The organism is Citrobacter sp. Cpo142 (genome assembly GCF_030332425.1).
GTDB lineage: Bacteria > Pseudomonadota > Gammaproteobacteria > Enterobacterales > Enterobacteriaceae > Citrobacter > Citrobacter portucalensis.
Genome location: NZ_JAOWHW010000018.1, coordinates 12,160 through 37,654, shown reverse-complemented (window position 1 = coordinate 37,654; position 25,495 = coordinate 12,160). Strand labels below are relative to the sequence as shown.

30 protein-coding genes are annotated in these 25,495 nt (G+C 52.8%); 5 read left to right on the top strand and 25 right to left on the bottom strand.

Features of this window, described 5'->3' with window-relative positions; translation table 11 throughout:
- Positions 1 to 134: 134 nt before the first annotated feature.
- The 12 genes from OGY18_RS00600 to OGY18_RS00545 form a co-directional block, all read right to left on the bottom strand.
- Complete coding sequence (locus OGY18_RS00600) at positions 135 to 2,750, bottom strand: replication endonuclease (RefSeq protein WP_286551240.1); 2,616 nt, start codon at positions 2,748 to 2,750, stop codon at positions 135 to 137.
- Positions 2,743 to 3,738, bottom strand: coding sequence for a DNA cytosine methyltransferase (locus tag OGY18_RS00595; RefSeq protein WP_286551237.1), 996 nt, complete (start codon positions 3,736 to 3,738; stop codon positions 2,743 to 2,745). The genes OGY18_RS00600 and OGY18_RS00595 overlap by 8 nt, the downstream gene beginning before the upstream one ends.
- The gene (locus OGY18_RS00590) at positions 3,735 to 4,364 is read right to left on the bottom strand and encodes a Lar family restriction alleviation protein (protein WP_286551234.1); all 630 of its coding nucleotides are present in this window, start codon (positions 4,362 to 4,364) and stop codon (positions 3,735 to 3,737) included. Before OGY18_RS00590 ends, OGY18_RS00595 begins: the two co-directional genes overlap by 4 nt.
- Positions 4,365 to 4,380: 16 nt before the next feature.
- The gene (locus OGY18_RS00585; protein WP_286551232.1) at positions 4,381 to 5,385 is read right to left on the bottom strand and encodes a DNA adenine methylase; all 1,005 of its coding nucleotides are present in this window, start codon (positions 5,383 to 5,385) and stop codon (positions 4,381 to 4,383) included.
- A 71-nt stretch (positions 5,386 to 5,456) separates the two neighbouring features.
- On the bottom strand, positions 5,457 to 5,846 hold the full coding sequence (locus OGY18_RS00580; protein WP_286551230.1) for a hypothetical protein: 390 nt from the start codon (positions 5,844 to 5,846) through the stop codon (positions 5,457 to 5,459).
- 85 nt (positions 5,847 to 5,931) lie between these two features.
- Positions 5,932 to 6,114, bottom strand: a complete 183-nt coding sequence (locus tag OGY18_RS00575; protein WP_063922349.1) for a DUF3927 family protein — start codon at positions 6,112 to 6,114, stop codon at positions 5,932 to 5,934.
- Positions 6,114 to 6,545, bottom strand: a complete 432-nt coding sequence (locus OGY18_RS00570) for a tellurite resistance TerB family protein (RefSeq protein WP_239042642.1) — start codon at positions 6,543 to 6,545, stop codon at positions 6,114 to 6,116. The genes OGY18_RS00575 and OGY18_RS00570 overlap by 1 nt, the downstream gene beginning before the upstream one ends.
- A gap of 83 nt (positions 6,546 to 6,628) precedes the next feature.
- A complete protein-coding gene (locus tag OGY18_RS00565; protein ID WP_286551227.1) occupies positions 6,629 to 6,859 on the bottom strand; it encodes a phage filamentation protein Fil family protein in 231 nt (76 codons plus the stop codon).
- Between the two features lie 12 nt (positions 6,860 to 6,871).
- The gene (locus tag OGY18_RS00560) at positions 6,872 to 7,051 is read right to left on the bottom strand and encodes a hypothetical protein (RefSeq protein ID WP_286551225.1); all 180 of its coding nucleotides are present in this window, start codon (positions 7,049 to 7,051) and stop codon (positions 6,872 to 6,874) included.
- Positions 7,052 to 7,063: 12 nt separating this feature from the next.
- Positions 7,064 to 7,321: a DUF4761 family protein gene (locus tag OGY18_RS00555; RefSeq protein ID WP_286551224.1), complete on the bottom strand. Its 258-nt coding sequence runs from the start codon at positions 7,319 to 7,321 to the stop codon at positions 7,064 to 7,066.
- A gap of 11 nt (positions 7,322 to 7,332) precedes the next feature.
- Positions 7,333 to 7,566, bottom strand: coding sequence for a hypothetical protein (locus tag OGY18_RS00550; RefSeq protein WP_286551223.1), 234 nt, complete (start codon positions 7,564 to 7,566; stop codon positions 7,333 to 7,335).
- A 12-nt stretch (positions 7,567 to 7,578) separates the two neighbouring features.
- Positions 7,579 to 7,914: a hypothetical protein gene (locus OGY18_RS00545; protein ID WP_286551220.1), complete on the bottom strand. Its 336-nt coding sequence runs from the start codon at positions 7,912 to 7,914 to the stop codon at positions 7,579 to 7,581.
- A gap of 238 nt (positions 7,915 to 8,152) precedes the next feature.
- Here OGY18_RS00545 and OGY18_RS00540 point away from each other — a divergent pair, with 238 nt between their 5' ends.
- Positions 8,153 to 8,452 (top strand): helix-turn-helix transcriptional regulator, encoded by a 300-nt coding sequence (locus OGY18_RS00540; RefSeq protein ID WP_199953249.1) that lies wholly within the window; start codon positions 8,153 to 8,155, stop codon positions 8,450 to 8,452.
- Positions 8,453 to 8,521: 69 nt separating this feature from the next.
- Positions 8,522 to 9,544, top strand: a complete 1,023-nt coding sequence (locus OGY18_RS00535) for a phage integrase (protein WP_003835817.1) — start codon at positions 8,522 to 8,524, stop codon at positions 9,542 to 9,544.
- A gap of 154 nt (positions 9,545 to 9,698) precedes the next feature.
- Here OGY18_RS00535 and OGY18_RS00530 read toward each other — a convergent pair whose 3' ends face one another.
- The 7 genes from OGY18_RS00530 to OGY18_RS00500 are packed head-to-tail and all read right to left on the bottom strand — an operon-like array spanning position 9,699 to position 16,967.
- Entirely contained in the window at positions 9,699 to 10,469 is a 771-nt protein-coding gene (locus tag OGY18_RS00530; RefSeq protein WP_286546497.1) for a heme ABC transporter ATP-binding protein, read from the bottom strand.
- Positions 10,466 to 11,458: a FecCD family ABC transporter permease gene (locus OGY18_RS00525; protein WP_223145749.1), complete on the bottom strand. Its 993-nt coding sequence runs from the start codon at positions 11,456 to 11,458 to the stop codon at positions 10,466 to 10,468. Before OGY18_RS00525 ends, OGY18_RS00530 begins: the two co-directional genes overlap by 4 nt.
- A 51-nt stretch (positions 11,459 to 11,509) precedes the next feature.
- On the bottom strand, positions 11,510 to 12,133 hold the full coding sequence (gene chuY / locus OGY18_RS00520) for an anaerobilin reductase (protein ID WP_286551214.1): 624 nt from the start codon (positions 12,131 to 12,133) through the stop codon (positions 11,510 to 11,512).
- Entirely contained in the window at positions 12,133 to 12,627 is a 495-nt protein-coding gene (gene hutX, locus OGY18_RS00515) for a heme utilization cystosolic carrier protein HutX (RefSeq protein ID WP_079938344.1), read from the bottom strand. Before hutX ends, chuY begins: the two co-directional genes overlap by 1 nt.
- A 12-nt stretch (positions 12,628 to 12,639) precedes the next feature.
- A complete protein-coding gene (gene hutW / locus OGY18_RS00510; RefSeq protein ID WP_003831065.1) occupies positions 12,640 to 13,977 on the bottom strand; it encodes a heme anaerobic degradation radical SAM methyltransferase ChuW/HutW in 1,338 nt (445 codons plus the stop codon).
- 18 nt (positions 13,978 to 13,995) lie between these two features.
- Entirely contained in the window at positions 13,996 to 14,820 is an 825-nt protein-coding gene (locus OGY18_RS00505; RefSeq protein ID WP_126318976.1) for a heme/hemin ABC transporter substrate-binding protein, read from the bottom strand.
- A 2-nt stretch (positions 14,821 to 14,822) separates the two neighbouring features.
- Positions 14,823 to 16,967, bottom strand: a complete 2,145-nt coding sequence (locus tag OGY18_RS00500) for a TonB-dependent receptor plug domain-containing protein (protein WP_286551212.1) — start codon at positions 16,965 to 16,967, stop codon at positions 14,823 to 14,825.
- A 290-nt stretch (positions 16,968 to 17,257) separates the two neighbouring features.
- Between OGY18_RS00500 and cueR the strand changes: the two genes are divergently transcribed.
- Positions 17,258 to 17,668: a Cu(I)-responsive transcriptional regulator gene (cueR, locus tag OGY18_RS00495; RefSeq protein WP_286551210.1), complete on the top strand. Its 411-nt coding sequence runs from the start codon at positions 17,258 to 17,260 to the stop codon at positions 17,666 to 17,668.
- Here the strand turns inward: cueR and OGY18_RS00490 are convergent.
- From OGY18_RS00490 to OGY18_RS00475, 4 genes are read right to left on the bottom strand one after another with little or no spacing between them, the layout of a single operon-like run.
- Positions 17,665 to 18,381 carry a DUF3142 domain-containing protein gene (locus tag OGY18_RS00490; protein WP_126318970.1) on the bottom strand — a complete coding sequence of 239 codons (717 nt, stop codon included), beginning with the start codon at positions 18,379 to 18,381 and terminating at the stop codon, positions 17,665 to 17,667. The genes cueR and OGY18_RS00490 overlap by 4 nt on opposite strands.
- Positions 18,351 to 20,495: a PA5441 family protein gene (locus tag OGY18_RS00485; protein ID WP_286551208.1), complete on the bottom strand. Its 2,145-nt coding sequence runs from the start codon at positions 20,493 to 20,495 to the stop codon at positions 18,351 to 18,353. Before OGY18_RS00485 ends, OGY18_RS00490 begins: the two co-directional genes overlap by 31 nt.
- Before the next feature lie 19 nt (positions 20,496 to 20,514).
- Positions 20,515 to 20,973, bottom strand: a complete 459-nt coding sequence (locus tag OGY18_RS00480; protein WP_126318966.1) for an NfeD family protein — start codon at positions 20,971 to 20,973, stop codon at positions 20,515 to 20,517.
- Positions 20,970 to 21,887, bottom strand: a complete 918-nt coding sequence (locus OGY18_RS00475; protein WP_003831073.1) for an SPFH domain-containing protein — start codon at positions 21,885 to 21,887, stop codon at positions 20,970 to 20,972. The genes OGY18_RS00480 and OGY18_RS00475 overlap by 4 nt, the downstream gene beginning before the upstream one ends.
- Before the next feature lie 333 nt (positions 21,888 to 22,220).
- On the opposite strand from OGY18_RS00475, the gene fetA reads away from it, so the two are divergent.
- Both fetA and fetB read left to right on the top strand, forming a co-directional pair.
- A complete protein-coding gene (gene fetA, locus OGY18_RS00470) occupies positions 22,221 to 22,898 on the top strand; it encodes an iron efflux ABC transporter ATP-binding subunit FetA (RefSeq protein ID WP_003831074.1) in 678 nt (225 codons plus the stop codon).
- Complete coding sequence (fetB, locus tag OGY18_RS00465) at positions 22,885 to 23,664, top strand: iron efflux ABC transporter permease subunit FetB (protein WP_003831075.1); 780 nt, start codon at positions 22,885 to 22,887, stop codon at positions 23,662 to 23,664. Before fetA ends, fetB begins: the two co-directional genes overlap by 14 nt.
- An 80-nt stretch (positions 23,665 to 23,744) precedes the next feature.
- On the opposite strand, the gene OGY18_RS00460 is transcribed toward fetB, so the two are convergent.
- Positions 23,745 to 24,599 (bottom strand): co-chaperone YbbN, encoded by an 855-nt coding sequence (locus tag OGY18_RS00460; protein ID WP_048226259.1) that lies wholly within the window; start codon positions 24,597 to 24,599, stop codon positions 23,745 to 23,747.
- 58 nt (positions 24,600 to 24,657) lie between these two features.
- Positions 24,658 to 25,428, bottom strand: coding sequence for an SDR family oxidoreductase (locus OGY18_RS00455; RefSeq protein WP_286551204.1), 771 nt, complete (start codon positions 25,426 to 25,428; stop codon positions 24,658 to 24,660).
- Positions 25,429 to 25,495: the final 67 nt, after the last annotated feature.

The following is a 25,495-nucleotide window of genomic DNA, read 5'->3' as shown; positions in this document are numbered from 1 at the left end:
TCCCCGCTGACATAGAATCAAATTTTCCATTCTTATCAACACTCTAATTCCGCCTCGAAAATGTACTCTCATCCTGTTCATGGTGCCGCTTTTCTTCTTCGCGCTATCATTTATGATGACCAGCTCGATTGCATTTATTCTTTTGAAGGGCGAAGATCCACCCCCGCTAGCATCTTTTGATACTCCCCGACCGGATCAAACCGCAGACGCGTAGCATCAATGCTGTGGTTATCCCGCAGGCGTAGCCATAATTTATTTACCGTCCTTGACTCGTCGGGCAATTGACGTGTTATCAACTGTCCGTCAGCTCTGGCCTGATAAACCTTGCCGCTTATCTCCAGACGGCTCCCCATTATCAGCGAAACGGCCTGAATCTCTGAAATCTCAACCGAATACAACGCCGCATCAGCCAGAAGGCTGGCAACCGCAGGGGCAAGCGCCGCCCGCCTGGCTTTTTCATCCGCCGATCTGGTTTCGGTTTTTTCCACGGCGGAACGCCAGGCGACATCCAATTCGCTCCCTGGCTCATAAGGCGATCCGCTTTGCTGCTTTTTGAATGGTGTTTCACGTAGTCGCCGCATCAATTTGCGCCGCGTTGGCTGGTCCATATTTTCAAAATCGACGATTTCTTCTTCTGACTCTTCTGTCATACCCTCCACATCAGGCGAAAAATTGGTGGTTTTTTCGTCTTCCGTAGAGTTATTGACAGAACTCCAAGCGTCGCCGGTTGGCGACGGCAAAAGGTCAACCCCCAAACCGTGGCCGTTTTTGGCCCCGGTGGTGGCTTTGGATTTGGCGCGGATTTTCCACTTAACCAGACGGGTGCAAATACGGGAGGCATCACCCAGACGCGGCGACCAGACCCCGAAAACCTTTTCGGGGATCTCACAATAAGCATTCATTTCATCAGCTGGCTGATAGGCCAGACGGACGACATAGTTTTCACGCGGGATCAAAACACCACCCTGGCGGATGATGTAGGTAGCAAAGCACCCGACATCGGCAGCGGCGCAAACCGCATCCATTGCAGGATCCACAAGCAACGGCGCACCGCGCTTGAAGGTATTGTCAATTTTCTGGCGGGTCGTGATCTGATTGCTCAGTTTGCGCAGCTCGCGGTAAACCGATATGGGCGGCTGTCCGATGGGCTGAAACTGGCGGATGCGGTGAAGTGATGCCCAGGCCATTGCATATTTGGCTGTTTCATTCAGCGGCTTGCCGCTTTCGTCGTCCAGTTCACCGGCCAGCGCATGGCCGTCGATATTCTTCGAAATGTATTTCGCGATATACGCCGTTGCTGACCCTTTCCGTGGGTCCATTTTTTTGGACTTGAAGCGAGCACCGGTGTTGCGTCCCAGCTCGTCGCGGTCTTCCGCAATGAAGTAGGCGCGAAGGATCGCAACCGTGGCTTTGACTTGCTCTTGTGGCATAAATAGCAACGCGTGCCAGTGTGGTGTCCCATCGTGATGCGGCTCGGCGACGCGGAAGCCATAAGGGCGCAAATCTTCGCGTTTCAGTTTGGCGGTTGCCCGGTTCCATACGCGGCATAAATAGCGCTGCGCCTGTGCAACCGTGTCATAGTTCCATTTTGCGTTATTGTGGCCGGACGCAATATTGCCGTGATATTTCGACGGGCAGGTGATGGTCAGGAAGATGCCAACATCGCCACGACTCTGGGCGACGAGCTCCACGCCAGCCATACGGGCCATAAGCTCATGACGACGAATTGCAGGGTTAGACGTGGATTTGTTAATCATGTCCTCAAGCGACGAAACGTTGCCGTCTTCGTCTACCAGTTCATGACTTTTGAAGAAATTACGGTTTTTACGTCGCTGTTCCTGCCATTCCATCAGGCTTGATGCGCTGATATACGGATGCGCTTTTTTATTTACCGCACCAACAGCACGCAGCTGGTTTTCGCGCCAGTCACAACGCAGGCGCCAGATTTTGCGCCCCCACCAGTCTGGCGAAGCCATACGCAAAATGGCCGTGCATATGCGCTCGCGTTCCCACGGCGCATACCATGCAGGCGGTACAATGCGAAGCGCCAGCATTTCGCGGCCCAGGTGGCAATAAAGCCAGTCCAGTTCTTCGACGTTCATGTCTGAAACATTCCGTCCCAGGGCTTCGCATTCCGTCCCCAGCATTTCAGCCATGCGGCTGGCAATCTCATTAGCGGCGCTTAGTGCTTCCCGCTTGGTGAAATCTGCCAGCCGTTGCCAGCGCCCGAACCAGTACGCGGCCAGTTCGCCGGTGAGATCAGGCGAAACACCTTGCCTTGTGCGCACAACATCAAGACGCAGCAATGATTGTTTCACGGTCCCCATAAGAAAATCATTGGTGTGTCTGGTTTCACGGTTGACCCGTAACCACTCAATTTTTTTACGCCAGACTTCACGAATGAAGAACGGCTCTGATAATAAACGCGCTTCGACACCTTCCGGCGTATTGGCCCAGGCTGCCGCCGTAGCTTTGGCGGCTTCCATTTCCTGCCGAATGATATTTTGTTGGGCGGCCAGTGGCAGGCCGCACGGTTCGTACCTGTCCAGCGCCTGGATCAGCGCGTTACGGTCGCGAACGTCGTCAGGGTTGTAACCGGCGCGTTTGAAGATGTGATTGATGTGTTTTTTTACGGCAGGATGATGCGCCACAGCCCCGGCAAGCGGGGCGATTTTTTTGGGTTCGTAGGTATACAGGCCAACAGCTGGGCGCGGCGCGTTCCATGGCCATGCAAAAGCGGCGTCAGACATTTGACGCCCCCATCATGTAAGCCTTTATGAACGCTGTTGCCGCTTCAACGTTGATAGCGTTTCCGTAGGCGCGAAGACGTCCCACTCTGGAGGTAGCGCCATTAGCCAGCGGGAATGTGCCGGACTCAACTGGCCGCCACTTTCCATCCCGGCAGAACAACCAGTCAGCACCTTCCCAGAATCCGTTAAGCGGATTGGCTCCGCCAGTTGCGCGGCCACATCCAGACGATCCGTTGATAGCTTTCCGTTGCGCACTCTGCCGCCCTGATACCCCCCCTTGTGATCTGACGCTGTTGGCGTCGGCCAGCCAGCCATTTTCACAAGTTGCGCCAGGCTGCTGCCGGACATGCCCTCTGTTATCCCCGATCCTCCCCTTCTGGAATCGCTCGCCGATGGAGTCGTCCAATCGGCAAAGGCTGCCGTCGATTGCAGATTCAACCCACCAAGCCGCCCCTGATTCCCCGGATGTTTCCAGGCGTTCGCTGTAGGCGTCGGCCACCCAGTAAGCTCTGTCGCGGATGTGCGGCGCACCGACGCTCGCAGACGGAAACGCACACGCCCCGAAGGCATATCCCAGACTTTCCATGTCAGTTTGTACAAGGTCGATCCAGTTGTTAGCGTCAGCACTTGCAGATTGTTCGCCAAAGACAGCGACAGGTCGGCACTGCCCGACCAACCAATGCATGGCGGGCCATAAGTGCCGCTCGTCAGCAAACCCTTTTCCTTTGCCTGCCGTGCTGAAAGGCTGGCATGGGCAGGAACCTGTCCAGACAGGGCGGGAGTCCGGCCAGCCCACACGGCGCAGGGCATATGACCAAACACCAATCCCGGCAAAGAAGTGAACTTGAGTGAATCCGCGCAGATCGGCGGGTGTGACATCTTCAATACTCCTTTCATCAACAAAGCCAGGGGCAATCAACCCCGCAGCCATAAGGTTGCGCAGCCACTGGGCTGCATATGGATCGATTTCGTTGTAATAGGCAGTCATTGCGAGCGCCTTTTATTCCAGGCTTCGGCGGCATCCTGCTTTGAGGCATACCAACCGCGCCCATATTTGTTAATGATCGGGCCGTCCATCAATTCGCATGAGCACTCCGTACAAGACGGAGCATAAACACGCGTTTCTGACTGGTAATCAAAAATAGAGTCAAAGAAAGCCGCTTCACCGCAAAAGGGGCATGGCAACAGATCAGATTTTTCGGACACTGGAAGCGATGGATGTTCATCAAGCAGTCGGCGTGCCATTTGGTGAATCACGCTACAGGGAGGCTCGCAGGCGACAAGCGCCGAAAGAAAACCAGTATCTTCCGCAGTTACAGCAGCCTCCACTGTAGTTGGCTTATGGAAAGGCCAGTTAGCGCCGCGCGTAACGAAAGAAGTGAAACTAAGCAGGACGTACCCCGGCATAAACGCCGATACATCAGCGACATGAGATATTATTACTACGTTATAGCTGCCCGAATATTTGCCGCTAGCGGGTAAAAACTCCCGCAAAAACAAAACGTCGCCCGCGCTATAGTCGCGATCATTTAGGCGCAATTCAGCGTATTTCACGCGGTCCATAACAGGTTGAAAAAACTCCGGCCAAATCTTTAATTCGTGTGTTTTTCTCATTGCAGATCCCTCGCTATTACCACGTTTCTGGGTTATCGGACGGCTCGCAAATATCGCAGTTGCCTCGACAATCAAACGACCATCCCTCCTCACATGCGGCGATACCTGGGCAACATTTCGCACAGTGACCACCTTCATAGCGCCCGCAGCCATCACAGACAGGCAGCACGCCGATCACTTCACTGGCGGCCCCTCTGGTAATGGCGTTCGCGCTGACAGAACGGTTAACGCTGATTTCCTGGAAGTTGAAAGCGCGATAAATCTCGCGGGTAGATGGGGTGTCGCTATTGGACAGGATCACCGGCGAACCAGTAAGGCGGTTAATATCCAGCAGGGCGGCAGCTAACTGGCGATGCTCTTTAATGCCAAACGGGGCGGTGTGGTATTGGGTGAAATTAGCGGTGTCGCTTGCTGGCAGGTATGGCGGATCGCAGTAGATAACCGCGTCACTACCAATCATGATTTTTAACGTGCTCTGGAAATCGCAGCACACGAAAATAGCTTTCGTGTCGTTAGCTTTTTCAGAGAATAAACGGATCTGTTCTTCCGGGAAGTAAGGCGGGGTTTTGTGTCTACCAAAGGGAACGTTATATCCGCCCTGTTGGTTGTAGCGCACTACGCCGTTATATCCGTGACGGTTCAGGTAAAGAAACTGTGCTGCACGAAGAATCTTGCCCGCGTCCGGTCCGTCCTCAAACATATTGCGCGATGACAGAAGGTCATGGGCGCGGGCGTTGAAATCGTCGCGGATCCACTTATAGCCATCTTTATCACCGTACACTTTAAACAGCGGGCGAGCAGCGTCGATCACCGCATCAGGCCAGCGGGTTATCTGGCGATACAGGTTAATTAAATCTGGGTTGATATCACCCAGGATATAACGGCGATATTCAGTATTGAGGAAAACAGAAGCACCGCCGACAAACGGTTCCACCAGGCAATCGGCTTTCGGCAGAATCGGCAGCAAATCAGGCATAACGCGGCCTTTACCACCGGGCCATTTAACGAGAGATCGAATCATTTTTACTTTCTCCAGGGTGCAAGAAGCCCGACGCGTTAGCGCCTGTTTCTTTTTTTGTGAGTAGTTAGTTGTTAATTGACTGCGTTATCTGGCATGGGTGGTTTATCGCGTATCGCCTGAATTTCAGCGCGTGGCGCGGCGTAGTCCTCAAATTCCCACGGCATTGATGCTGCAAATTCTGAAAGGCGCTTAATGCCCATCAAAAGGCACGTTTGCTCCTTTTCGGTTAGATTTTCGTAGGTGCGCTCCAGGTGCTGGGCTGTAAGTTTCGGCATTCCGTATATGTATCTGGCCGCATCGTTTGCCAGAATGAAAATCACCTTTTTGCGCGCCTCATCCAGTTGATTAAAGCGTCTGGCGGTATCATTGGTGCGAGACGCTGAAAGATTTGATTGTAAGCGGGCGCGCTGTTCCAGAAATTTCTGTCGTCCGGTTACTGGTTTTTCTTGTCCGATACTCATAATTCTGTCTCCCATCACAACCACTTATCAGGCGCGCCACTCGGAAGTAACGCCCCGGATAAGCACCGGTTTCCCGGTGCCTCTCTTATTCGTCGCCCTGCTGCTCTTTGGCTGGCTTAATCGCAGGCCATACCAGAACAACGAGCGCCCCCACAAAAAACAGATCGCCAACCGCTGAGAGCAGATAACTGGTGAAGTCCACCGCGACCACCATGAAAGCCAGCAACAGAACCAGCGCAGGCCGCAACATGCTCAGCATCTGGTTCATCAGATGTAGTCCTCAACGCGCAGGCCCAGACGACGCCCAACTTCTTCCAGTACCTTCTGCTCTTCCGGTTCGATCTCGCCGTCAGCCTCGGCAATGGTCAGCATGTTGACGAAGACCTCTTCAGCCTCTTTCGGGTCGTTTTTGATATCTTCGATTTCACGCAGGATGTTCATGCGACCAACGCGGAAACCAGCCTCAAGCTGTTCAGTGAAGCGGGTGATCAGCGCGGTGATTTCGTTGCCGTAATGGCTCAGGCGGGGATTAGAACGCAGCAATTGATCGAGCTTTGCTGTTTCTTCTTTCTCAATTTCACCATCAGCAGCAGCAACCAGCAGACAGCCGCCAACAATTGCCTCCATCAGATCGCGATTTTCGACTTTCTTTAATTCAACTTTTACAGCAGCGCTTTTTTTCTTGAACATGCCAAACATAATTAACCCCTTCTTTGGGTGAGTGAATGCGCCATCACCTAATAAAGCGACGACAGTTAGAAAAAGTTTTATCTGTTACTTAACTATTTAATCAGGCTTTTAAATAATCTCGCCAAGGTACTAAATAAACCTTTGTTTATCTTTTTCGTATAAACAAAAGGCTTACTCATACCTTTAATAAAACGCACCTTATTCGGTTCCGGTTTAAAGAAACGCCCGTCAGGGCATTCGATCCAGCCGCGTGTATTGCTGTAGTGCGTGACCTGGCAACCCTGCCTTAACAGGCTGGCAAGTGATGGAGCGTTATCGTTCATATCTTGTTCCTGCTACAGTTGTCTGCGGGACTTGCGTTCTACTTCCTCGCGTCTGGCTTTAAATTCAGAAAGCCGCTTCTCTTTTTGTTGTTTTGTTTTATTGCAATGCCGCCTTATCAGGAACTGAATCAGATTTAAAATCAGCATCGCAAAAATAAATATTCCTACGCCGATCACCATTTCCATCATCATTGCAGTCCTCATTTATAAGAAACTTCCGTTTTTTAACATGCGGTCAATCGTGGCGCAGGCTTCAGCAAGTGCGAAATCACGACCATAGTAATTATCCGTTTCGGCTTTATCGTCACGCTTGTTTATCAAATAAGTCTGACGAGCGTTAAAAATATTACGCGGTGTTTTGCGTATGGTGAAACCACGATAAGCGAAGGTGTTTTTACTGACCTGTATAGCACCGTGAATACTTCCGGCATATGCTCCATGTTTATAATATTCTTTTCTCATTTCCCCATCCTTTATCTGATTATGAAAACCACTACCGCAGTCACTGTTATTCCTGCTACTAAAGGTTTAAGCGCTTTTTCTAGCGCGACTTCATATTCATAGCGGAAAGATTTAAAGCTCTTACCGTGTTTTTTGTGTCCCTCCCACATAAAAAGCAGAAACAAACCTGCGTAAAACTCAGCAACCATTAGTACCGCATTGACTGCGTATCCTGCTAATGACTCCCACCCTAAAGACCAGGTCATATTAATTATTCCTTACGCCCGGCTCTGTAGGGTGGAGCGGCTATTACGTTTCAACACATTATGTTTGTTGCCAGTGGTGCGCCGATAGGTTCCTTTATCGCGCATCAGGCGATCGATGTAGTGCTTTTCTTCTGGGGTAATTAGTGCGCGGCAATGTGCTACAGCGTCCCAGTATTCTTGCAGCATGATGAAACGTTTTGGTCGCTTTGAACCCGGCATACCTTCGCGGTGTACTGGTAATTGAGCACGATCCATTAAGTTGCGAACTGACTTGAGAGTCCGCCCTGTCAGATAGGCGAATTCAACAGGTGTAACGAAAATCTGTTTTTGCAGTTCTTCGGTATTCATGTCCCTGATTCCGTCAGCCTGCGAAGTAGTCATTTTGCAGATGCGTGCGATACGAGCACCGTCTAACGGGAATTGCCGTAAATGTTGAGATCCTGCATTTAAATCGATATCTCGTGATTGTGTCATTTGTTAGACTCCCAAATTAGCCATTAAAGAGGCTTGTTAAGTCTTTTTCTGGTTAGGTCGCCACATGTGTTTAATGTGGAGTTTTCAACGATTATGTGGAGATGTGCAAAATATGTCAATGCCACAACAAGAGAAATTGTCTCTCATCCGTTTTTCAGAAAGACTCACCAAACAACAACTTGTTGATTTGGTTGGTATTAATTACGCGACATATCATGGTTATGAGAGTGGTAAATCTCGAATGACTTTAGATTCGGCAATCAAGATTTTTGGTCACCCAAGATTTCATAAGTATCAGGATTGGTTTATGTACGACCGTACAGACCCGAGCCGAGGCCAAATAGCACCGGCTCTCGCACACAATGGGCCAGACGAAATTCAGTCAGACCCCTCCGGGAAACAGATTGGTTAACTTTATATAAACATTACATTTTCACTATTTGTTACCAGGATAGTGATCTGACTATTGGAGGGTTTTCTTATGTCCGTTAAGAAACTCGAAGATGGTCGCTATGAAGTGGATGTAAGGCCGCGCGGGCGCGACGGAAAGCGCATACGGCGGAAGTTTGATAGGAAAGCAGACGCACATGCTTTTGAGCGCAGCATCATTGCAAAGTATCAAAATCATGATTACCTGAACAGACCGGCTGATAAACGAAAACTAAGCGAGTTCATTGCTCTTTGGTGGCAGTTAATAGGGCGGAATAAGAACTATGCAAACCGCAGGCTTAGTGCTGTTAACTGCATTTGCCAGGATATGGGGGATCCCATGATTTACCAGATTGATGCGCGATGCCTTATCGACTACCGCGCATACAGACTGGAGCAGGGGATTAAGGCTTCAACGATAAATCATGACCTGTTTGCTCTTAGTGGCGTGTTTAAAGCTATGGCTGAAATTGATGAGTTTCACGGTGAGAATCCGGTAACAGCAATTTCAGCACTGAAAGAGCCTAAAACGGAAATGTCGTATTTCACTGAGTCGGAAGTAAACCGGTTGTTATCCCTGTGCTCTGGTGATTACTACCGTATTGCCGTTCTGCTACTTGCCACTGGTGCTCGGTGGGGTGAAGCCTACCAGCTTAAGGCTGAAAACATTGTCGGTAACAGGGTGATGTTTACGATCACTAAAAATGGAGATCGGAGAGTGGTTCCCATATCTGACGACATTGCAAAAATAGTGAAACATCGGGAGTCAGGAAGGTTGTTCCGCGTGAGCTATAAAACCTTTCGTCTGCGCATGAAGGAAGCAAAGCCCAATCTTCCAGATGGGCAAGCTGCGCACGCGCTACGTCATACGTTCGCTACGCACTTCATGATCAAGGGCGGAAATATTATCGCGTTACAACGTATTCTTGGTCATTCCGACATATCACAGACAATGACTTACGCTCACTTCGCGCCGGACTATTTATTGGACGCTGTGAGCTACAATCCCCTCAGTGGAATGTCCACATTATGTCCACACTCTGGAGGCAATGCAGGGGTTTTGAGGGTTAGTTGAGTCTGTAATATACTGAATTAGCGCAGTGCCTTGCGGTGCTGCGCAGTTTGAAAACCTCCCATCTAGGGGAAGGTCAAGGGAGTTTTTTGAAAAGGTGCAAAAAGGGCGAAAAGGAAGAAAAACGGGAACGTCAGAACAGGACGCTCCCGGTCAATTATTGATTGAGAACAATAAGCGGCGTTCGATGCTCCGGTTCATTCATCACTGTGAGATCGGCGCCGTACAAGGCATTTAGCGATGATTGCTGTAGAACATCCTGCGGACGACCGTTATCAACTATCCTGCCACGTTCCATCAATACAACGCGGTCAGCATAGCGCGCCGCAAGGTTGAGATCGTGCAGGACGCAGCAGACGCTGAACTGTCGTTCACCTACCAGACGACGCAGCAGACGAAAAAGATGCTGTTGGTGGTGAATATCCAGGGCGGAGGTGGGTTCATCGAGAAACAACCATTTTGGCCTGGGTTCGGGCTCCCAAAGTTGAACCAGCAGGCGCGCCAGCTGTACCCGCTGTTGTTCTCCTCCCGACAGGTGCCGGTAATCGCACGCGGCCAGCGCCTGGCAGTCACACAACGTCATGATGTGCTCCGTTTCATCGCCCGTATTGCGCGTACGATACGGATGCCTGCCCATGCGGATGACCTCCTGCACGCTAAACGGGAAGGCCATATGACTGTTCTGGCGCATCACGGCGCGGGTTTTTGCCAGCTCGGTGATTGACCACTCGTTCAGCGGCTTGCCAAACAAGCTACAACGCCCGCTGTGGGGCTGCAGATAGCCCGTAAGCTGGCGAAGCAGCGTCGATTTTCCGGCCCCATTCGGACCAAGAATCGCGATGATTTCTCCATCAGGTAGCGTCAGAGAAACGTCATCGGTCAGTCGTCTGCCCTGAATGTGGTAGACCAGATTTTCAGCGACGATCATGACATCCTCCGGCTACGCAGTATTAACCACAGGAAATACGGTCCACCGATCAGGCTGGTTAACAGGCCAACGGGCATTTCGGCAGGCTGAACAAGTGTGCGGGCCAGCGTGTCGGCAATCAGCAGTAAACAGGCGCCGGCCAGCGTAGAGCAGGGAATCAACCAGCGATGATCGGCGCCGGTAGTCATTCTGATCAGATGCGGGATCACCAGGCCAATAAAGCCAATCACGCCGCTGACAGAAACGGCAGCACCGACAAGGAGCGAGCTGAGCAACAGTAGCTGCTGGCGCTTACGTTTGACGTTTACGCCGAGGTAATGCGCCTCTTCATCACCCAATTGCAGCAAATTAAGCGTTCCCGCCAGACAGACGGTGACAGCAATGGCTGGAAGAACAAACGTGCTGGCAACCAGCAGCGTTGGCCACTGGGCCTGGCCGAGATTCCCCATCATCCACAACGTAAGTTGGCGTAGCTGCTGTTCGTCGCCCACATAGCTCAGCACGCCAATAGCCGAACCGCACAGAGCATTGATAGCGATACCTGCTAACAGCAGTTGCATCATTCCACCGTGGTTATGACGCTGGCTTATCAGGAAAATAATCGTGCAGACCACCATGCTGCCCGCGACGGCAAAAATCATCTGCTCATACAGCACCAGCACCACGGGGAATGAAAAGGGGATAACTATCGCGATGCCAACCATCAGCGCGGAGCCGCTGCTGACGCCAAGCAGGCCGGGATCGGCCATCGGATTGCGAAAAAGTCCCTGCATAATGACCCCTGCCGTAGCCAGCGCAGCACCGACCAAAACGGCCAGCAGCACGCGGGGCAGGCGAATGTTCAACCAGATATCTCGGTATTCGTCGTTGAACAGGGCGCTGAAGCTAATGTTCAACGCCCCCTGGCTGGCACCGAACAGCATCAGAGCGACCAGCAAGAGAGAAAGGCCCGTCAGAATGCTGACGGAAGAAAGCGAGTCCTTAAGCACGCAACGCTCCATAACGTCTTTGCGGCGCGAAGTTTCCGCGCCGCGAGGGGTTTACGCGGGTTTCAGTCCCGGCTCAACCAAACTGTAAATCTGGTTATTGAGTGCCGGCACCGTGGCCAGTTCGTGAATGTGCCAGGCAACATCTGCGCGCATCACAAAGCCATGACACTCCTCGGCCTGTATGCGTTGCGCCAGGCCTGTGGCTTCACCATTCAGCAAACCGCCGGGGCGGAGAATGGCGTAGTCCAGTTGACTGGTTTGTAGCCAGCTTTCAGCCAACGATTTTTCCCGTACGGCCTGGCCAAATGCGGCCCTGGCGCGTGGGGACAAAAAGGGCCAACTGTCGCCACAGCCCAGAGAGGTAACCAGAATCATGCGTTTGATCTCAGCTTTTTCTGCTTCATCAATGACGGTTCTGTGCGCCAGATAATCCTGGGCACCGCCCATGGAGGAGATCACCGTGGCATGCTGACCCGCTGCGCGACAGGCGCAGGCGGTGACCTGGCTGTCGCAGGCGTCGCCAATAAAGACCTGCACACCTTTTTCCTGCAGCCCGGCAGCAACCTGGGGATTGCGAACGACAGCAATCACCGGACGATGCTCCGCCAGTGTGAGCTCCAGCGTTTTCGCGCCGACGCCGCTTCCACCCGCACCAAAAATAAGCCATGGAGCCATCAGGCATGTTCCTTTAAAGATGAAGACAACGCGTGAAAGGCGCTGACCTGTTCGGCCAGTAGCTGTCGATGCTCATCGCGACCGAGGAAAATTTTGAACATAGCGCTACCCGCCTGGTTGAAGAAGAGAATTGACGCGGTGTCCATTCCCATAAATTTGCGTTCAATCAGAGCAATATGCGTGCAGTTTTCTGCCTTGATATGCCCGGTCATGCCTTTTTTGCCGCGCAGGTTGAAGTAACCGTGGCGGTGGAATCCGGAAGGTAATTCACCGGTGAATTCCAGAATGACATCAGCAGTATGGACCAGGGTGGTGACTTTGCCCCATTCGCAGACGGTTTCCCAGACGGTATCAAATTGACTGCCGGAAACCAGCGTTGGGGAAGGGAGGTTTTTCACCACCTCCAGCAATGTAGTGTTGTACTGGGCTGCGATAGCTTCCAGCGTACCGTCCGGCTCAGTTTTCAAAAAATCCTGTAAAGAGACATGGCTCATAATTCACTCCTTTTATGGTTGCTCTACCGCAATGCGCGGCGCGTTAAGTGCCTGAATCAGTTCATCAAGAGACTGCAAAATATTGCTCGCCCAAAAACGCCCTTCATTGGTCAGGCGTACACAGGTGCTGGCATCTCGCGTCAGTCCTGCGTGATGCCATTGGGTCAGTAGCGGGGCCAGTTTTTGAGCATGAGGCGTCAGCTCATCCAGCGGGACGCGGGCCGTCTCAATACCGGCCTGGAGGGTGTGTCGCCACTGGAAACCACGCTCGGCGGTGCGCATTATCATCATTAGCGGTTTTTTTCCGGCGGCGATAGATTCATGCCATGTATTCAGGTTGCGCTCGACCATCCAGGAATAGCCATTGACTGACCCTCCTGCGCCAGAGCCGAATGCCAGACAGTCTGCACCCTGTTTAATCAGCAGGTTATACAGATTGCGTTCCCGTGTGGTACGCGCCCAGTGGCTGTTGCTGATGCAGCGCCAGCCCGCGCTGTCCATGAAATCGCAGCCCTGAAGGTAGAGATCGCGGCGTTCGGCGGGAGAGGGAACGGTTGTGCGCCCGGTTTCAACTGCTTTGCCAAGCGGTGTATTAGGGATCAGATTCAGCGCATAAAGATCTACGCCGTCGAGGCCAATGTCGCGGGCAATCGCCAGATCCTCGCCCCACAGTTTTGCGTCTTGTCCTGGCAGACCAAATAGCAGATCGCACACCACGGCGGCACGATCCCGTTTTACCAGTCCCTGCATAAAGGCCGTTGCGGTCGGGCCGTCCGAAGTACGCGCCATTTTCTTGCGGATCCGGCTGTTAAAAGACTGAATACCGATCGAAAATCGATTGGCGCCAGCGTCAAGGCAGGCATCGATTCGCGCATCGTCAAAATTGAGCACTCGCCCCTCAATGGTGATTTCGCAGTCCGGCGCCAGCGGTAGCTTGTCACGCAGCGCGGTGATGATTCTGGCCAGGTCCTGTGCAGACAACGCAGAAGGCGTACCGCCGCCAAAATAGACGGCGTGAATGGGGGCTGACTGGTGTAATGCGCTATCAGCTTCCATCTCTATTTCGCGCAACAGCGCGTTGGTGTAGCGGGCGCAGTTGTCTTCTTCAAAGCGGTTTTGATAAAAACCGCAGAAAGTACAATGTGTTGCACAAAACGGGATATGCAAGTACACCAGCCGTTTACGTGGCGGGGTTGGCTGGCTGATGACCTCCTGCCAGGTTTGTGACAAAAGCTCTTTGGCAACCGGGATCGCCCCACGCCAGGGCATCGTGGCGCGGCGATCCTTAAATGGCTGACTTCCCTCGAGCGCAAAATGCGCGGTGAGATCCAGCGAGTGTTCAGTTTTCATTCTTCTTAATAAATCCAATTAGTGAGGCCAGAATTGCTGGTGTAGGGCTTCAACTGCATCGGCGACGCGAGGTCCCATCCCCAGAATCAGCGCCTGGTCTACCGCCACAATGCGCTGATTTTTCCAGGCCGCAGTGTGGGTAATACCGGCAATCGCGCTCAGGCGAGCCAGACCGCCATCGACCATTTGCGACGTCACCACGATCACCTCCGGGTTGGCGGCGATCAGTGACTCCGCGCTGTAGCTTTTATACTGCGCATGGGTGGCGACATTTTGTGCGCCTGCGAGGGTCATAATGGCATCGGCAACGCTGCCTTTTCCGGCGATCTGAGGTGCGCTGCCGCCAGCAGAGAGAATGAACATCGCTTTGACCGGCGCGTTTTTCGCCGCCACGCTGCGCTTAATACGCTCCAGACGTTGCTGTAGGCGATTGACTAACGCCTCACCTTGGTCAGGAATGTGCAGTGTTGTAGCCAGTTCTCGAATGTTGGCGTACATCTGTTCTACGGTGGCCGGTACGCGCGGCAACGTCACGACGTTAACCTTTTGCGCCCGCAACTGATCCAACACGATTTGGGGACCTGCATCCTGCCAGGTGATAAAGCTGTCCGGATGGAGCGACAAAATGCCCTCGCTGCTTAACTGCTTCCAGTAGCCGATATGCGGGAGTGCGGCAGTTTCGGGCGGATATGAGGTGGTTTCATCAACGCCGACCACCCGGTTGCCGACGCCCATGGCGTATACCAGTTCGCTAAGCGAGCCGCCCGCCACCACCAGGCGGTCGGCGGACTGGGCACTGAAAACGCAGGCGAGGCTCAGTAAGCCAATCATGAGTTTTTTCATCGTCAGAAATTCCACGCAAAGCCAACGGCGGCATTGAAACCAGCATCTGGAATAGATTCATGTGCGGTTCTGTAACGCTTATCGGTCAGGTTGTTGAGCGCGAGGTTGACCTGATACTGGTCCTGCGGACCGAACTCGGTGTTGAATGCGAGGTTAAGTGTGGCCCAGCCAGGGTAGTTGATTTCCGTGGTGCCGGTATTATCTTTAGCGCTGGACGCCGCGCGGATAAAGGCATCAGACGTCACGTTAGCGACATTCATCAACCAGGTATGTTTCAGGCCGACGCGCCCGGTCAGCGTGGGCTCGCCGGTATCCCAGGTTTTTAGGGTATTGCCTTCGTACTGACGGCGAATGAGATTACCGCTCAGGTAAGGTGAAACCGCCCAGCCGTTGTATTCTGCGGTGAGTTCCATGCCCCAGGTTTTGGCCCGATCGATGTTTTCGTAGTAGTAATAGCCACCCCGTGAAGAGGTGGTATTACCGCTGCAAACGGGTTGGCCTGAACAGGCCAGGCTGGCGATATAGTCTTTGGCTTCGGAGTAATAAATGGCGCCGTCAATCAGCCACATATTCCCTTTATACCGTGCGCCCAGCTCATAGTTATTCGAGTGTTCCGCCTTCAGGTTTGGGTTGCCGTAGGTCACGCTTCCGCCTGCGGACGTCTGCATAAACAACTGAGTCAGCGTGGGGAAAACATAGCCCTGGGCATACGCTGCCCGGAGTTCAAGATCTTTAAAACCGGAATAACGCAGGCTGGTTGAGGTCACTAGTTCATCATCGTGTACTGAATTTCCTCCGGTGGATTGCCAGGTACTGCCGCTGCTTTGCAGGGTTTGCGTATCGTTGCGATTGAGCTTCGAAGACAGCCAGTACTGGCGTGCGCCTACGGTCCAGGTCCAGTCATCGGCAAAGCGCCAGTCGTTTTGCGCGAATAATGAGGTGTTGCTTTGCTCCGCTTCGTTGTATGACAGGGTGCGGGTTTGCGTATCGAAGAAGCCGGTAGCCGCGGTCTGGCGTGTACTGCCGTCCGTGTCCTGTTTGATTTTGTCATGCTGATATTGAGTGCCAATCACCAGCTCGTTGTTCGCGGGAAGGGAGAAATTGCCCTGCAGCGTTACCCCCTGGGTATACTGTTTGTCGTTGGTATTGGTTTGATTGTTTATCGTCAGCGCTTTAATCGCCGGGCTGGGGATTACCTGGGTGGTTTTGACCCGGTTTTCAAATTTGCGCTCTATTGTCTGGCTGTATGCGTCAACATGGATTTTCTTCAGGTAATCCCCGTCAGCCGCATAGTCGTAGAAAAGACCGATTTTCTCGCGTTCCAGCTTAGGTATTTTGACGCTAAAGTCGTCGAACTGGCCCTCTGGATCGTCAAACCAGGTTTGAGTAGACAGTTTGTAACGATCGAGCGAGAGTCCGATTTTATGGCGATCGAAGTTGTAGCCCAGCCACACGCCCTGGCCGTTATTACGGAAGTTGGTGTCAGGCAATCTTCCGTCAGGCGTATCGCGGTCCCCCTGGTCGGAGTAGCTGCCATTGATGCGGTAGTCAAAGTTTCCGATGCTGCCCCAGGCTGCCGCTGATTCTTCCCATCCTGCCGTTGCGGAGTTATAAACGGCCTTAACGCTGCCGCCGAGAGGCTTATCGCCACCTTTTTTCGTAATAAAATTCACGACGCCGCCAATCGCCTGCGAACCGTAGAGGACAGAGTAGGGGCCTTTGACCACTTCAATACGCTCCAGCGCGGATTCGTCAATCAGCAAACCGGCCCCGTAGTTTTGCCCGGCACGTTGGTAGCTGACGACCTGGCCGTCGATCAAAATCAGCACCCGCGAAGAGGCTTCGCCACGGATACGAATTTGTTTCCGGCCAGCGAGGGCGTTATCGGTGACTTCGACGCCGGGGATATCTTGTAAATCATCAGCAATAGAAACGCTGGTGGAGTTTTGCAGCGTCTGGCGATCGATAACCTGAATGGTTGCCGGACTATCCCAGAGACTACTTTCAGAGCGGTTAGCCGTGACGATCACCGTATCATCATCGGGCGTTGAAGCGTGTGTTGTAGAGGTAGCTGCAGAAGCAGCGCCGGACATGCATAATGTCAGGGCTGAAAGAATAAATGGCCTTTGGTTAATCCGTGGCAACATAAGAGAACCTTTATTGAATGTAAACGATCATCATTATCATTCGCATTTGTATATAAAAATGTTTCCCTTTGTTCAAGACGAAAGGTGCAGAACCAATACACCTTTTGATTTGAGTCAATTTTGTACGGTCAATAAATACTGAAATGTGATCTGTATCGGATATAACAATGTGAATAGAAAGGATTTATTCATCTCTTTGTTGACTTAAAATGTGCAGATTTCTCGGGTAAATGATTACGGCAATCTGGGCTATAATGTGGCTCAGCACCAACAAGCACCGCGGGGGAAATGTGAATATTAGCGACGTTGCGAAAAAAACCGGTTTAACCAGCAAAGCCATTCGCTTTTATGAAGAGAAAGGACTGGTGACGCCGCCGCTGCGTAGTGACAATGGCTATCGCACTTACAACCAACAGCATCTGAATGAACTGACGCTGCTGCGCCAGGCGCGCCAGGTTGGGTTTAACCTGGAAGAGTGCGGTGAGTTGGTGAACCTGTTTAACGATCCGGCGCGTCATAGCGCGGATGTGAAAAAGCGTACGTTAGAAAAAGTGGCGGACATTGAGCGGCATATCAAAGAATTGCAGGCCATGCGTTTGCATTTGCTGGCGCTGGCGGACAGTTGCCCGGGTGATGACAGCGCTGAATGTCCGATTATGGATAATCTCTCCGGCTGCTGCCATCACAAAGCGAAGGCTTAACGGCGAGAAGGATTAAGCATAAACACCACCGTGCCGCGGTACCACGGAGATTTCTCAAGCTGCGCTTCAGCCAGTGGATCCCGGTTACCGTTTTGCACCAGCCCCAGCTTAAATGGAATGCGCAGGCGGCTGAGCGCGGGCAGATACGCCTGATAATTCGTCACCGTGTGACGCCCCTGATAGCTCTGGACCACCAGTTCATCGACCGCCAACGCGTTCAGCGTAGCGACGTCGCCCGTTTTTGCCCAATCCAGTAGTCCGGTTACGCCTAGCGCAAACTCGGCCGGGAGCTGTTGGCGCAGTTGCTGCAGAAAGCGGGCGTAGTCGGTCAGTTGATGGGTCGCTGCGTCAAAATCAACCTGCAGGCCGACGACGTGATTCCCGGCGGTCTGCCAGCGCTGCATCAACCGTATGATACGCGCCGGGATCTCTTCCGGTACGTCGAGGGTGGTAAAGCGTACGGTCAGCCAGATTGAGGGAAAAGACAGACGACTGACCGGCAGTCCGAGGCGCTGGAACACCACGTTACCGGAACGAACCAGTACCTCGCCCTGGTGCAGATAAACCGTTTGCGCGTCTTTCAGCTCGTCACTGGCCTTCACCCCAGACCACAGCCAGAAGGCCGAATGTTCACGGGCGGCGACGATATCCGCCGCCTGTGCCTGACCTATCAGCAGCGCGGTTACCAGTAATATTTGAGTTTTTGCGCCCACGGGCTTCCCGGATACTGCGTTTTCAGTTGGGTGAACCAGCCCTTACGCTGCAGTTTATCCACGTCTTCACCGCCGCATTCGTTAGCGCCTGATAGCGCATAGCACATGATGGCGCGATACAGCGCGAAGCTCTTATCTTCGACTTCCGCGGTGGGTGAGGTGATTACCTGCTGATAGTAGCTTTGCCTGTCGAACTGGCCGAAAGGTTTCTTGCGCGAGATAGCTGATTCAAGCACGTCGTTGCCAGCGCTGTTTTTCCACAGATCAACATGTGTTTGCGTGGTGCGGAAGAATTCGCCAAGGCAGTTCAGCGCGTGAGCATCATCCGCTTTTTTGCTCAATACCGTTACCGTTTCATTGAGGCTGCGGCACGTATAGCCCGCCTGCGCCGTGTCGCCATTCCAGTCAAATATGCTCAGGTTAACGTCAGCAAACGCTTCGCCAATGACCGGAGGCGTAATCGCGCTGGCCAGTTTTCTGTCAGTAAGCCAATCGCCAAAACGATTCTCTGTAAGATCTCGCACCAGCAGCGTATGCAACGCAATGGTACGCTCTTCGTTATTCGGGCCATGAACGGCCTGCTGGCGCAGCAGTTCTGGTGTGGCCTGTGTTTTCAGTACCTGCGAACGAAAGCGCAGGTTGGTCACCGCGCTATTCGGTGCGAAAACCGCAGCCACGTCGCCGCTATATACCAGCGTGGCGGCAAGCTTAGCCTGCACATATTGCTGCTGTTCGTTATCCTGGCTGAGTTTTAACAACTGCTGCCAGAAATCGCGCGCCTCGGCCCATTTCTTCTGGCCCATCAACGCTTCGCCGTACAGCACCTGTTCGCTGAAGGCGAGGGTATCGTGAGCGGCAAGTTTCTGCGCTGGCGTAACTGCCTGAATAATTGCCGCGTAGTTGCCCGTTGCCAGCCACAGATTCAGTTGTAGATCGCGCCATAGCGGCAGTTTTTGGCTCTGTTCAAACACCGGTTTGCTGGCGTCGAGCTGTGCCTGCGTCAGCGTGGGTTTGTTATTGTTATCCAGGCGCAGCGCGCGTAGCAGTTCGATATAGCTGACTCGCGGCGCGTTGGGGAAGGCTTCAACGACGGACTGGTCGTAGAACGCCATGCCATAGACATTATCGTATTCGATGACATTTTCGCGCAGTTGCTGTGCGTCAACCGACTGCTGAAGCGTCTGTTCATACAACCCGGCTAACTGCGGCCACGCCTGTAAATACCAGTTGATGCGACGCAACATACCGCGTGAAGAGTCAGCGTAGAGTCCTTGAGGAAAACGCTGCAAATAGGCCTGCGCCAGCGTCTGAGCCTGAGTAGCATCCTCGCGGTTAATTTTCGCAATATCAAAATCGCCGTACTCGCCCACGCTGTTCTGACTGCTCTTGTTCAACGCCGTGCGCATCAGCATGTATTGCGCGGTCTCTGCCAGCCACGGACGATCGCTTTTGGCAAGCTGAGCGAAATCCCGTTCGGCACTGGCATAATCACCGGCATAGAAACTGGCGGCTGCTGCCAGATAGCTTTTATAGGGCAGAGCAGGAGAATCTGCCGGGAAGGTAGCAAGAGAAGACTCAATTTGCTCGCGGGTTGCTCCGGAAAGCAGTCCTGTACGCGCCTGGGCTAAGGCCTGACGCTGTTCCGCCGTTAACGTGGAATCGGCCAACAGCGCGGCAAAAAACGCGCTGACGCTCTCGGTGTTATTCGAAACATGGCGGTTCTCAAGCTCAGCGTCGTTGATGTTTATTTCGTCGGCGCTAATGTTCAGCTCGGCCATCTGTTGGGAGAGAGGGCTGTCTGCGGCGGATGCCGGAGCAGCGGCTGGCTGCGGGGCAGCCTCATCCCACTGCGGGTGATAGGCAAAATAGAAATCACGGGAGCGGGTGATGTCTGCGGGCATTGATTGCACTGGCAGAGCAAATGATTTTTCCTGGCTCAGCAGCCGCAGCAGGTTGTCACGGCTGTCGTTTTCAGGGTTAAAGGTCGGCGTTCCCTTTAGTAGACAGCTGTCGTCGCTCCATTTGCAGTCTTCCATATCGAACGAAGCGAATGCCTGCGGGGCGGCGGTCAGCAATATGCAAAGGGCAAAGGCAAGGGGTGTCTTCCTGACCATAGTCTTATTTCCTGTCTCTTTAGTGTGATACCGCTTTTATAATCAGGGTGATTCCCTCAACGGCAATGACTTCAACCTGCGTTCCGGCGCTCAAATCGTCACGGGCGCTAACGGGCCAGGAACTGTCGCCGACGCGCATATGTCCGCGACCATTGACCAGGGTGGTTTCCAGAATAAATCGACGGCCAACCAGCTGTTGTCCGCGCTGGTTAAGATGGCTGTCGGCTGGCTTTTGCTCCTGAACGCGCCTTGCCAGCCACTTCCACCACAGCCAGGCCGCCAGCAGGGTGAGGGCGGCGAACATCGCCCCCTGCCACGCCCAGTCTAGCGGAACGAGCCAGACGACAAGACCGGTAATCACCGCAGCCACGCCGCTCCACAGCAGATAGCCGTTGCCGCCCAGCATCTCGGCGGCGAGTAGCAAACCGCCGAGGCTGAGCCAGAAGATGTGTGGGTGCACCAGAATCATCGCTATCATGATTTTTTCCGCTCGCTGGCGCTGTCCTTAACCAGTTCGGCGATCCCGGCAATGGAGCCCATCAGGCTGCTGGCATCCAGCGGCATCATCACCACTTTGCTGTTATTCGACGAACCTATATGCTGCAACGCTTCGGTGTATTTCTGCGCCACGAAGTAGTTCACGGCCTGAATATCTCCGGCGGCAATGGCCTCAGACACCATCTGCGTTGCGCGGGCCTCTGCTTCTGCGGAACGTTCACGCGCTTCAGCCTGTAAAAACGCGGACTGGCGTTCACCTTCTGCGATGAGGATTTTCGACTGCTTCTCACCTTCGGCTTTGACGATTTCTGCCTGGCGGATCCCTTCTGCTTCAAGAATGTAGGCGCGCTTGGTACGTTCGGCTTTCATTTGCGCGTTCATGGCGTCGATAAGTTCCGCCGGAGGACGCACGTCGCGGATTTCAATACGGGTGATTTTGATGCCCCAGGGATTCGTGGCCTCATCAACGATATGCAGCAGGCGCGTGTTGATGTTGTCGCGCTGGGAGAGCATTTCATCGAGCTCCATCGAGCCGAGAACCGTACGAATGTTGGTCATGGTCAGGTTGATGATCGCCAGTTCCAGGTTGCTGACTTCATACGCGGCTTTCGGCGCGTCGATCACCTGAATAAAGCACACAGCATCAATCGAGACGTTGGCGTTATCTTTGGAGATGACTTCCTGAGAGGGGATATCAAGCACCTGTTCCATCATATTGATCTTACGACCAATGCGGTCCATGAACGGTACAACAAGGCTTAAACCCGGTTGCAGGGTTTTGGTGTAACGGCCAAAACGCTCTACCGTCCACTGATATCCCTGCGGGACGATTTTGACGCCTGCGCCGACGATCACCAGCGCGACAAAAATAAGAATAGGAATAAAAATGAGCATTGATGAAACCTCCTGTTGTGCTGTCCTTTACTGCCTCATTAGTCAAATTATACCCGATTTATCAAGGTGAGCTCCCCTATAATAAATTACAGGGATATACCCGTCATACTTCAAGTTGCATGTGCGTTAGCTGCGTTACTCGGCCCATCCCTGGGCCTCGCCCCTGCGGGGCCGCTGTAAGCAGCGCTCAAATTTGCTCCCGGCAGATTTGTCGCTCACCCCAGTCACATAGTTAACTATGCTCCCGGAGGTTCACTCACTTGCCGCCGTCATGCAACTCGAATTATTTTGGGTATACACTGTCTGCACGAAAGATGTAAAAAGGGATTGGTAATGGAAGAAAGCAGCATTCTGCTTCAGTTAAAAAATGTCGCGTGGCAGGCAGGGGCGACGCAGGTTCTTAATAACATCTGTTTTGATCTCCGCGCCGGAGAATTTAAGCTGATTACCGGCCAGTCCGGCTGTGGTAAAAGTACGTTACTCAAGATTGTGGCGTCGTTAATAAGTCCGACTGGTGGTGAGATTCTCTTTGAGGGCAAAGAGATAAATACCCTCAAGCCGGAAACGTATCGCCAGCAGGTCTCTTATTGCGCGCAAACGCCCGCTTTGTTTGGTGACACCGTTTACGACAATCTCATTTTCCCCTGGCAAATCCGCAACAAAAGTCCGGATCCAGATGTGTTTCTGGCCGATCTGGCCCGCTTTGAGTTACCCGAGACGATCCTCAAAAAAAATATCAATGAGCTATCCGGCGGCGAAAAGCAGCGCGTCTCGTTAATTCGTAATTTGCAGTTTCTGCCGAAAATTCTGCTGCTTGATGAAATCACCAGCGCGCTGGATGAAGCCAACAAGCGTAATGTAAACGAATTAATTCACCACTATGTTCGCGATAAGAATATTGCTGTGCTGTGGGTGACGCATGACAAAGATGAAATTGAACATGCGGATAACGTCATAACCCTTCAACCGCACGCCGGTGAAATGCAGGAAGTAAGCAATGAACGAGCATAATATTACCAATGAATCCCTGGCGTTAGCGATGATGCTGGTGGTGGTCGCGATACTGATCAGCAACAAAGAAAAGCTGGCGCTGGAAAAAGATATTCTCTGGAGCGTTTGCCGGGCAGTGGTTCAGCTTATTATCGTGGGCTACGTGCTGAAATATATTTTCGGCGTCAACCATAGCATTCTGACCTTATTGATGGTGCTGTTTATCTGCTTTAACGCGGCCTATAACGCGCAAAAACGCAGTAAATATATTGATAAAGCTTTTCTCTCGTCGTTTATTGCTATTACGGTGGGAGCGGGGCTAACGCTTTCGGTGCTGGTTCTTTCAGGCTCTATCGAGTTCACGCCGATGCAGGTCATCCCGATCTCCGGCATGATTGCAGGTAATGCGATGGTGGCCGTGGGGCTGTGTTACAACAATTTGGGGCAGCGGTTTAACAGCGAGCAGCAGCAAATTCAGGAAAAACTCAGCCTCGGCGCAACGCCGAAGGTGGCTTCTGCACCGCTTATTCGCGACAGCATTCGCGCCTCGCTTATCCCGACGATTGATTCAGCGAAGACCGTGGGGCTGGTGAGTTTACCGGGGATGATGTCAGGATTGATCTTTGCAGGTATTGACCCGGTAAAAGCGATTAAGTATCAGATTATGGTGACGTTTATGCTGCTATCAACCGCCAGCCTGTCAACCATTATCGCCTGCTACTTAACCTATCGAAAATTCTATAATTCGCGCCACCAATTAGTGGTAACGCATTTGAAGAAGACGTGATGTGATGCCGGAGGGATCGGTATTTGTCGAATTTACAGGCCCGATAAGCGCGCAGGCGCCATCGGGCAAAATCAAATGGATTAGTACAGCAGCGCGTACAGCTGGCGGCGGTACTTCGAGGCCAGCGCATCGCCCGTACCCAGTGCGGCAAGGATCTCCTGGAAGGTCTTACGTGCCTGACCATCGGCAGCCGTAAGATCTTTCTTCAGGTGGCTGAACAGTAATTCCAGTGATTCTTCGTTACGTCCGACCTGGTGTAACTGAATAGCCAACTGCGTTGCCAGTGCCGCATCCTGCGGATTGCTGGCGACCTGCTGCTGCAACTGTTGGATTTCCGGCGTATCAGCTGCCTGCTTCAGCAGTTCAATCTGCGCGATCAGCCCCTGATAGCGGGTGTCCTGATCCTGCAACGGAATGGTTTTCAGTACCGCTTCGGCTTCATCAGAACGGTTCAGGGCGATTTGTGTTTCTGCCAGCAGCAGACCGATTTCGCTGCTCTGGTTGGAGATCTGCCAGGCTTCTTTCAGCAACGGCAGTGCATCCGCGTGATTACCGGCTTCGATGAATTCGATAGCCTGGCGTGCTTTCAGCTCTTCTTCGCTCGGCAGCACTTTCTCCAGCAGCGCGCGAATAACTTCTTCCGGTTGCGGGCCCTGGAATCCATCTACCGGCTGGCCGTTCTGGAACAGATAAACCGTAGGGATCGCGCGCAGACCAAACTGGGAGGCGATCATCTGCTCGGCATCGCAGTCCAGCTTAGCGAGAATAAACTGACCGTTATACTGGGCGGCAAGGCTCTCCAGTACCGGCGTTAATTGCAGACAATGCTGGCTGCGCTCAGACCAAAAATAGAACAGGACCGGCGTGGTCATCGACTGTTCGAGGGTCTGCTGTAGGTTCGATTCGTTAATGTTAACAATATTCTGTGTGGACATGGAGTTACTCTCTTTTGTCGATTTCTTGTTACATGGGGGCTGACGCGTGAGCTTCAACTCAACCCTGTAAAATTTTGTCCATTATGCGGCCTGGTAACAGGCGTTTAAGCAGCATCACTGCCCAGGTCACCAGCGTAACCGGATAACGTAGCTTTGGTTCATCGCTCTCAAACGCATGACGCACTTTGGCGACAACCGCTTCTGGTCCCAGCGTAAAACGCGCGGCAATGCCGGGGTTTTCCACGGGAGCATCGCTCTGGGTCTGGTTGACGTTTTCGGTAAAGCGGGTACGAATGGGGCCGGGTTCAATCAGGCTGACCTTAATCCCGCTGTGGCGCAGTTCCATTCGCAGCGCGTCGGACCAGGCTTCCAGCGCATATTTGCTGGCGGCATAGGCACCGCGTCCCGGCGTTGAGATCAATCCCATCACCGATGAGGTCATCACAATGCGCCCTTCGCCGTGGGGTAACATGGCAGGTAACAGGCGCATGGTAAGCTGATGTGCGCCAAAAAAGTTGGCGGAAAACTGCTGTTCCATCTGTTCACGGCTGATGGTGGGCAGTGGACCATAGACACCGTATCCGGCGTTGTTAAAGATCCCATATAAACGATTATCGGTCAGGGCGATCACTTCATCGGCGGCACGATCCACGCTTTCGGGTGAATCCAGATCCAGCAACACGCCAGTGAATCCCATGCTGTTCATACGCGCGACATCGTCAGGTTTGCGACAGCCTGCCAGAATTTGAAAACCCTGGCGCTTTAGCTCAAGCGCACTTTCCAGGCCGATTCCGCTGGAACATCCTGTTATTAAGACCGATTTTTGCATAACTTTACCTGTCAGGATCTCCGTTGTTTTATGAGTCGTGATTTACTATATCCGTCATACTTCAAGT

Excerpts from the sequence above, each read along its gene's own strand:
- OGY18_RS00600 (WP_286551240.1), bottom strand. The coding sequence starts at position 2,750 with ATGTCTGACGCCGCTTTTGCATGGCCATGGAACGCGCCGCGCCCAGCT.
- OGY18_RS00595 (WP_286551237.1), bottom strand. The coding sequence starts at position 3,738 with ATGACTGCCTATTACAACGAAATCGATCCATATGCAGCCCAGTGGCTG.
- OGY18_RS00590 (WP_286551234.1), bottom strand. The coding sequence starts at position 4,364 with ATGAGAAAAACACACGAATTAAAGATTTGGCCGGAGTTTTTTCAACCT.
- OGY18_RS00585 (WP_286551232.1), bottom strand. The coding sequence starts at position 5,385 with ATGATTCGATCTCTCGTTAAATGGCCCGGTGGTAAAGGCCGCGTTATG.
- OGY18_RS00580 (WP_286551230.1), bottom strand. The coding sequence starts at position 5,846 with ATGAGTATCGGACAAGAAAAACCAGTAACCGGACGACAGAAATTTCTG.
- OGY18_RS00575 (WP_063922349.1), bottom strand. The coding sequence starts at position 6,114 with ATGAACCAGATGCTGAGCATGTTGCGGCCTGCGCTGGTTCTGTTGCTG.
- OGY18_RS00570 (WP_239042642.1), bottom strand. The coding sequence starts at position 6,545 with ATGTTTGGCATGTTCAAGAAAAAAAGCGCTGCTGTAAAAGTTGAATTA.
- OGY18_RS00565 (WP_286551227.1), bottom strand. The coding sequence starts at position 6,859 with ATGAACGATAACGCTCCATCACTTGCCAGCCTGTTAAGGCAGGGTTGC.
- OGY18_RS00560 (WP_286551225.1), bottom strand. The coding sequence starts at position 7,051 with ATGATGATGGAAATGGTGATCGGCGTAGGAATATTTATTTTTGCGATG.
- OGY18_RS00555 (WP_286551224.1), bottom strand. The coding sequence starts at position 7,321 with ATGAGAAAAGAATATTATAAACATGGAGCATATGCCGGAAGTATTCAC.
- OGY18_RS00550 (WP_286551223.1), bottom strand. The coding sequence starts at position 7,566 with ATGACCTGGTCTTTAGGGTGGGAGTCATTAGCAGGATACGCAGTCAAT.
- OGY18_RS00545 (WP_286551220.1), bottom strand. The coding sequence starts at position 7,914 with ATGAATACCGAAGAACTGCAAAAACAGATTTTCGTTACACCTGTTGAA.
- OGY18_RS00540 (WP_199953249.1), top strand. The coding sequence starts at position 8,153 with ATGTCAATGCCACAACAAGAGAAATTGTCTCTCATCCGTTTTTCAGAA.
- OGY18_RS00535 (WP_003835817.1), top strand. The coding sequence starts at position 8,522 with ATGTCCGTTAAGAAACTCGAAGATGGTCGCTATGAAGTGGATGTAAGG.
- OGY18_RS00530 (WP_286546497.1), bottom strand. The coding sequence starts at position 10,469 with ATGATCGTCGCTGAAAATCTGGTCTACCACATTCAGGGCAGACGACTG.
- chuY (WP_286551214.1), bottom strand. The coding sequence starts at position 12,133 with ATGGCTCCATGGCTTATTTTTGGTGCGGGTGGAAGCGGCGTCGGCGCG.
- hutX (WP_079938344.1), bottom strand. The coding sequence starts at position 12,627 with ATGAGCCATGTCTCTTTACAGGATTTTTTGAAAACTGAGCCGGACGGT.
- hutW (WP_003831065.1), bottom strand. The coding sequence starts at position 13,977 with ATGAAAACTGAACACTCGCTGGATCTCACCGCGCATTTTGCGCTCGAG.
- OGY18_RS00505 (WP_126318976.1), bottom strand. The coding sequence starts at position 14,820 with ATGAAAAAACTCATGATTGGCTTACTGAGCCTCGCCTGCGTTTTCAGT.
- OGY18_RS00500 (WP_286551212.1), bottom strand. The coding sequence starts at position 16,967 with ATGTTGCCACGGATTAACCAAAGGCCATTTATTCTTTCAGCCCTGACA.
- OGY18_RS00485 (WP_286551208.1), bottom strand. The coding sequence starts at position 20,495 with ATGGTCAGGAAGACACCCCTTGCCTTTGCCCTTTGCATATTGCTGACC.
- OGY18_RS00480 (WP_126318966.1), bottom strand. The coding sequence starts at position 20,973 with ATGATAGCGATGATTCTGGTGCACCCACACATCTTCTGGCTCAGCCTC.
- OGY18_RS00475 (WP_003831073.1), bottom strand. The coding sequence starts at position 21,887 with ATGCTCATTTTTATTCCTATTCTTATTTTTGTCGCGCTGGTGATCGTC.
- fetA (WP_003831074.1), top strand. The coding sequence starts at position 22,221 with ATGGAAGAAAGCAGCATTCTGCTTCAGTTAAAAAATGTCGCGTGGCAG.
- fetB (WP_003831075.1), top strand. The coding sequence starts at position 22,885 with ATGAACGAGCATAATATTACCAATGAATCCCTGGCGTTAGCGATGATG.
- OGY18_RS00460 (WP_048226259.1), bottom strand. The coding sequence starts at position 24,599 with ATGTCCACACAGAATATTGTTAACATTAACGAATCGAACCTACAGCAG.
- OGY18_RS00455 (WP_286551204.1), bottom strand. The coding sequence starts at position 25,428 with ATGCAAAAATCGGTCTTAATAACAGGATGTTCCAGCGGAATCGGCCTG.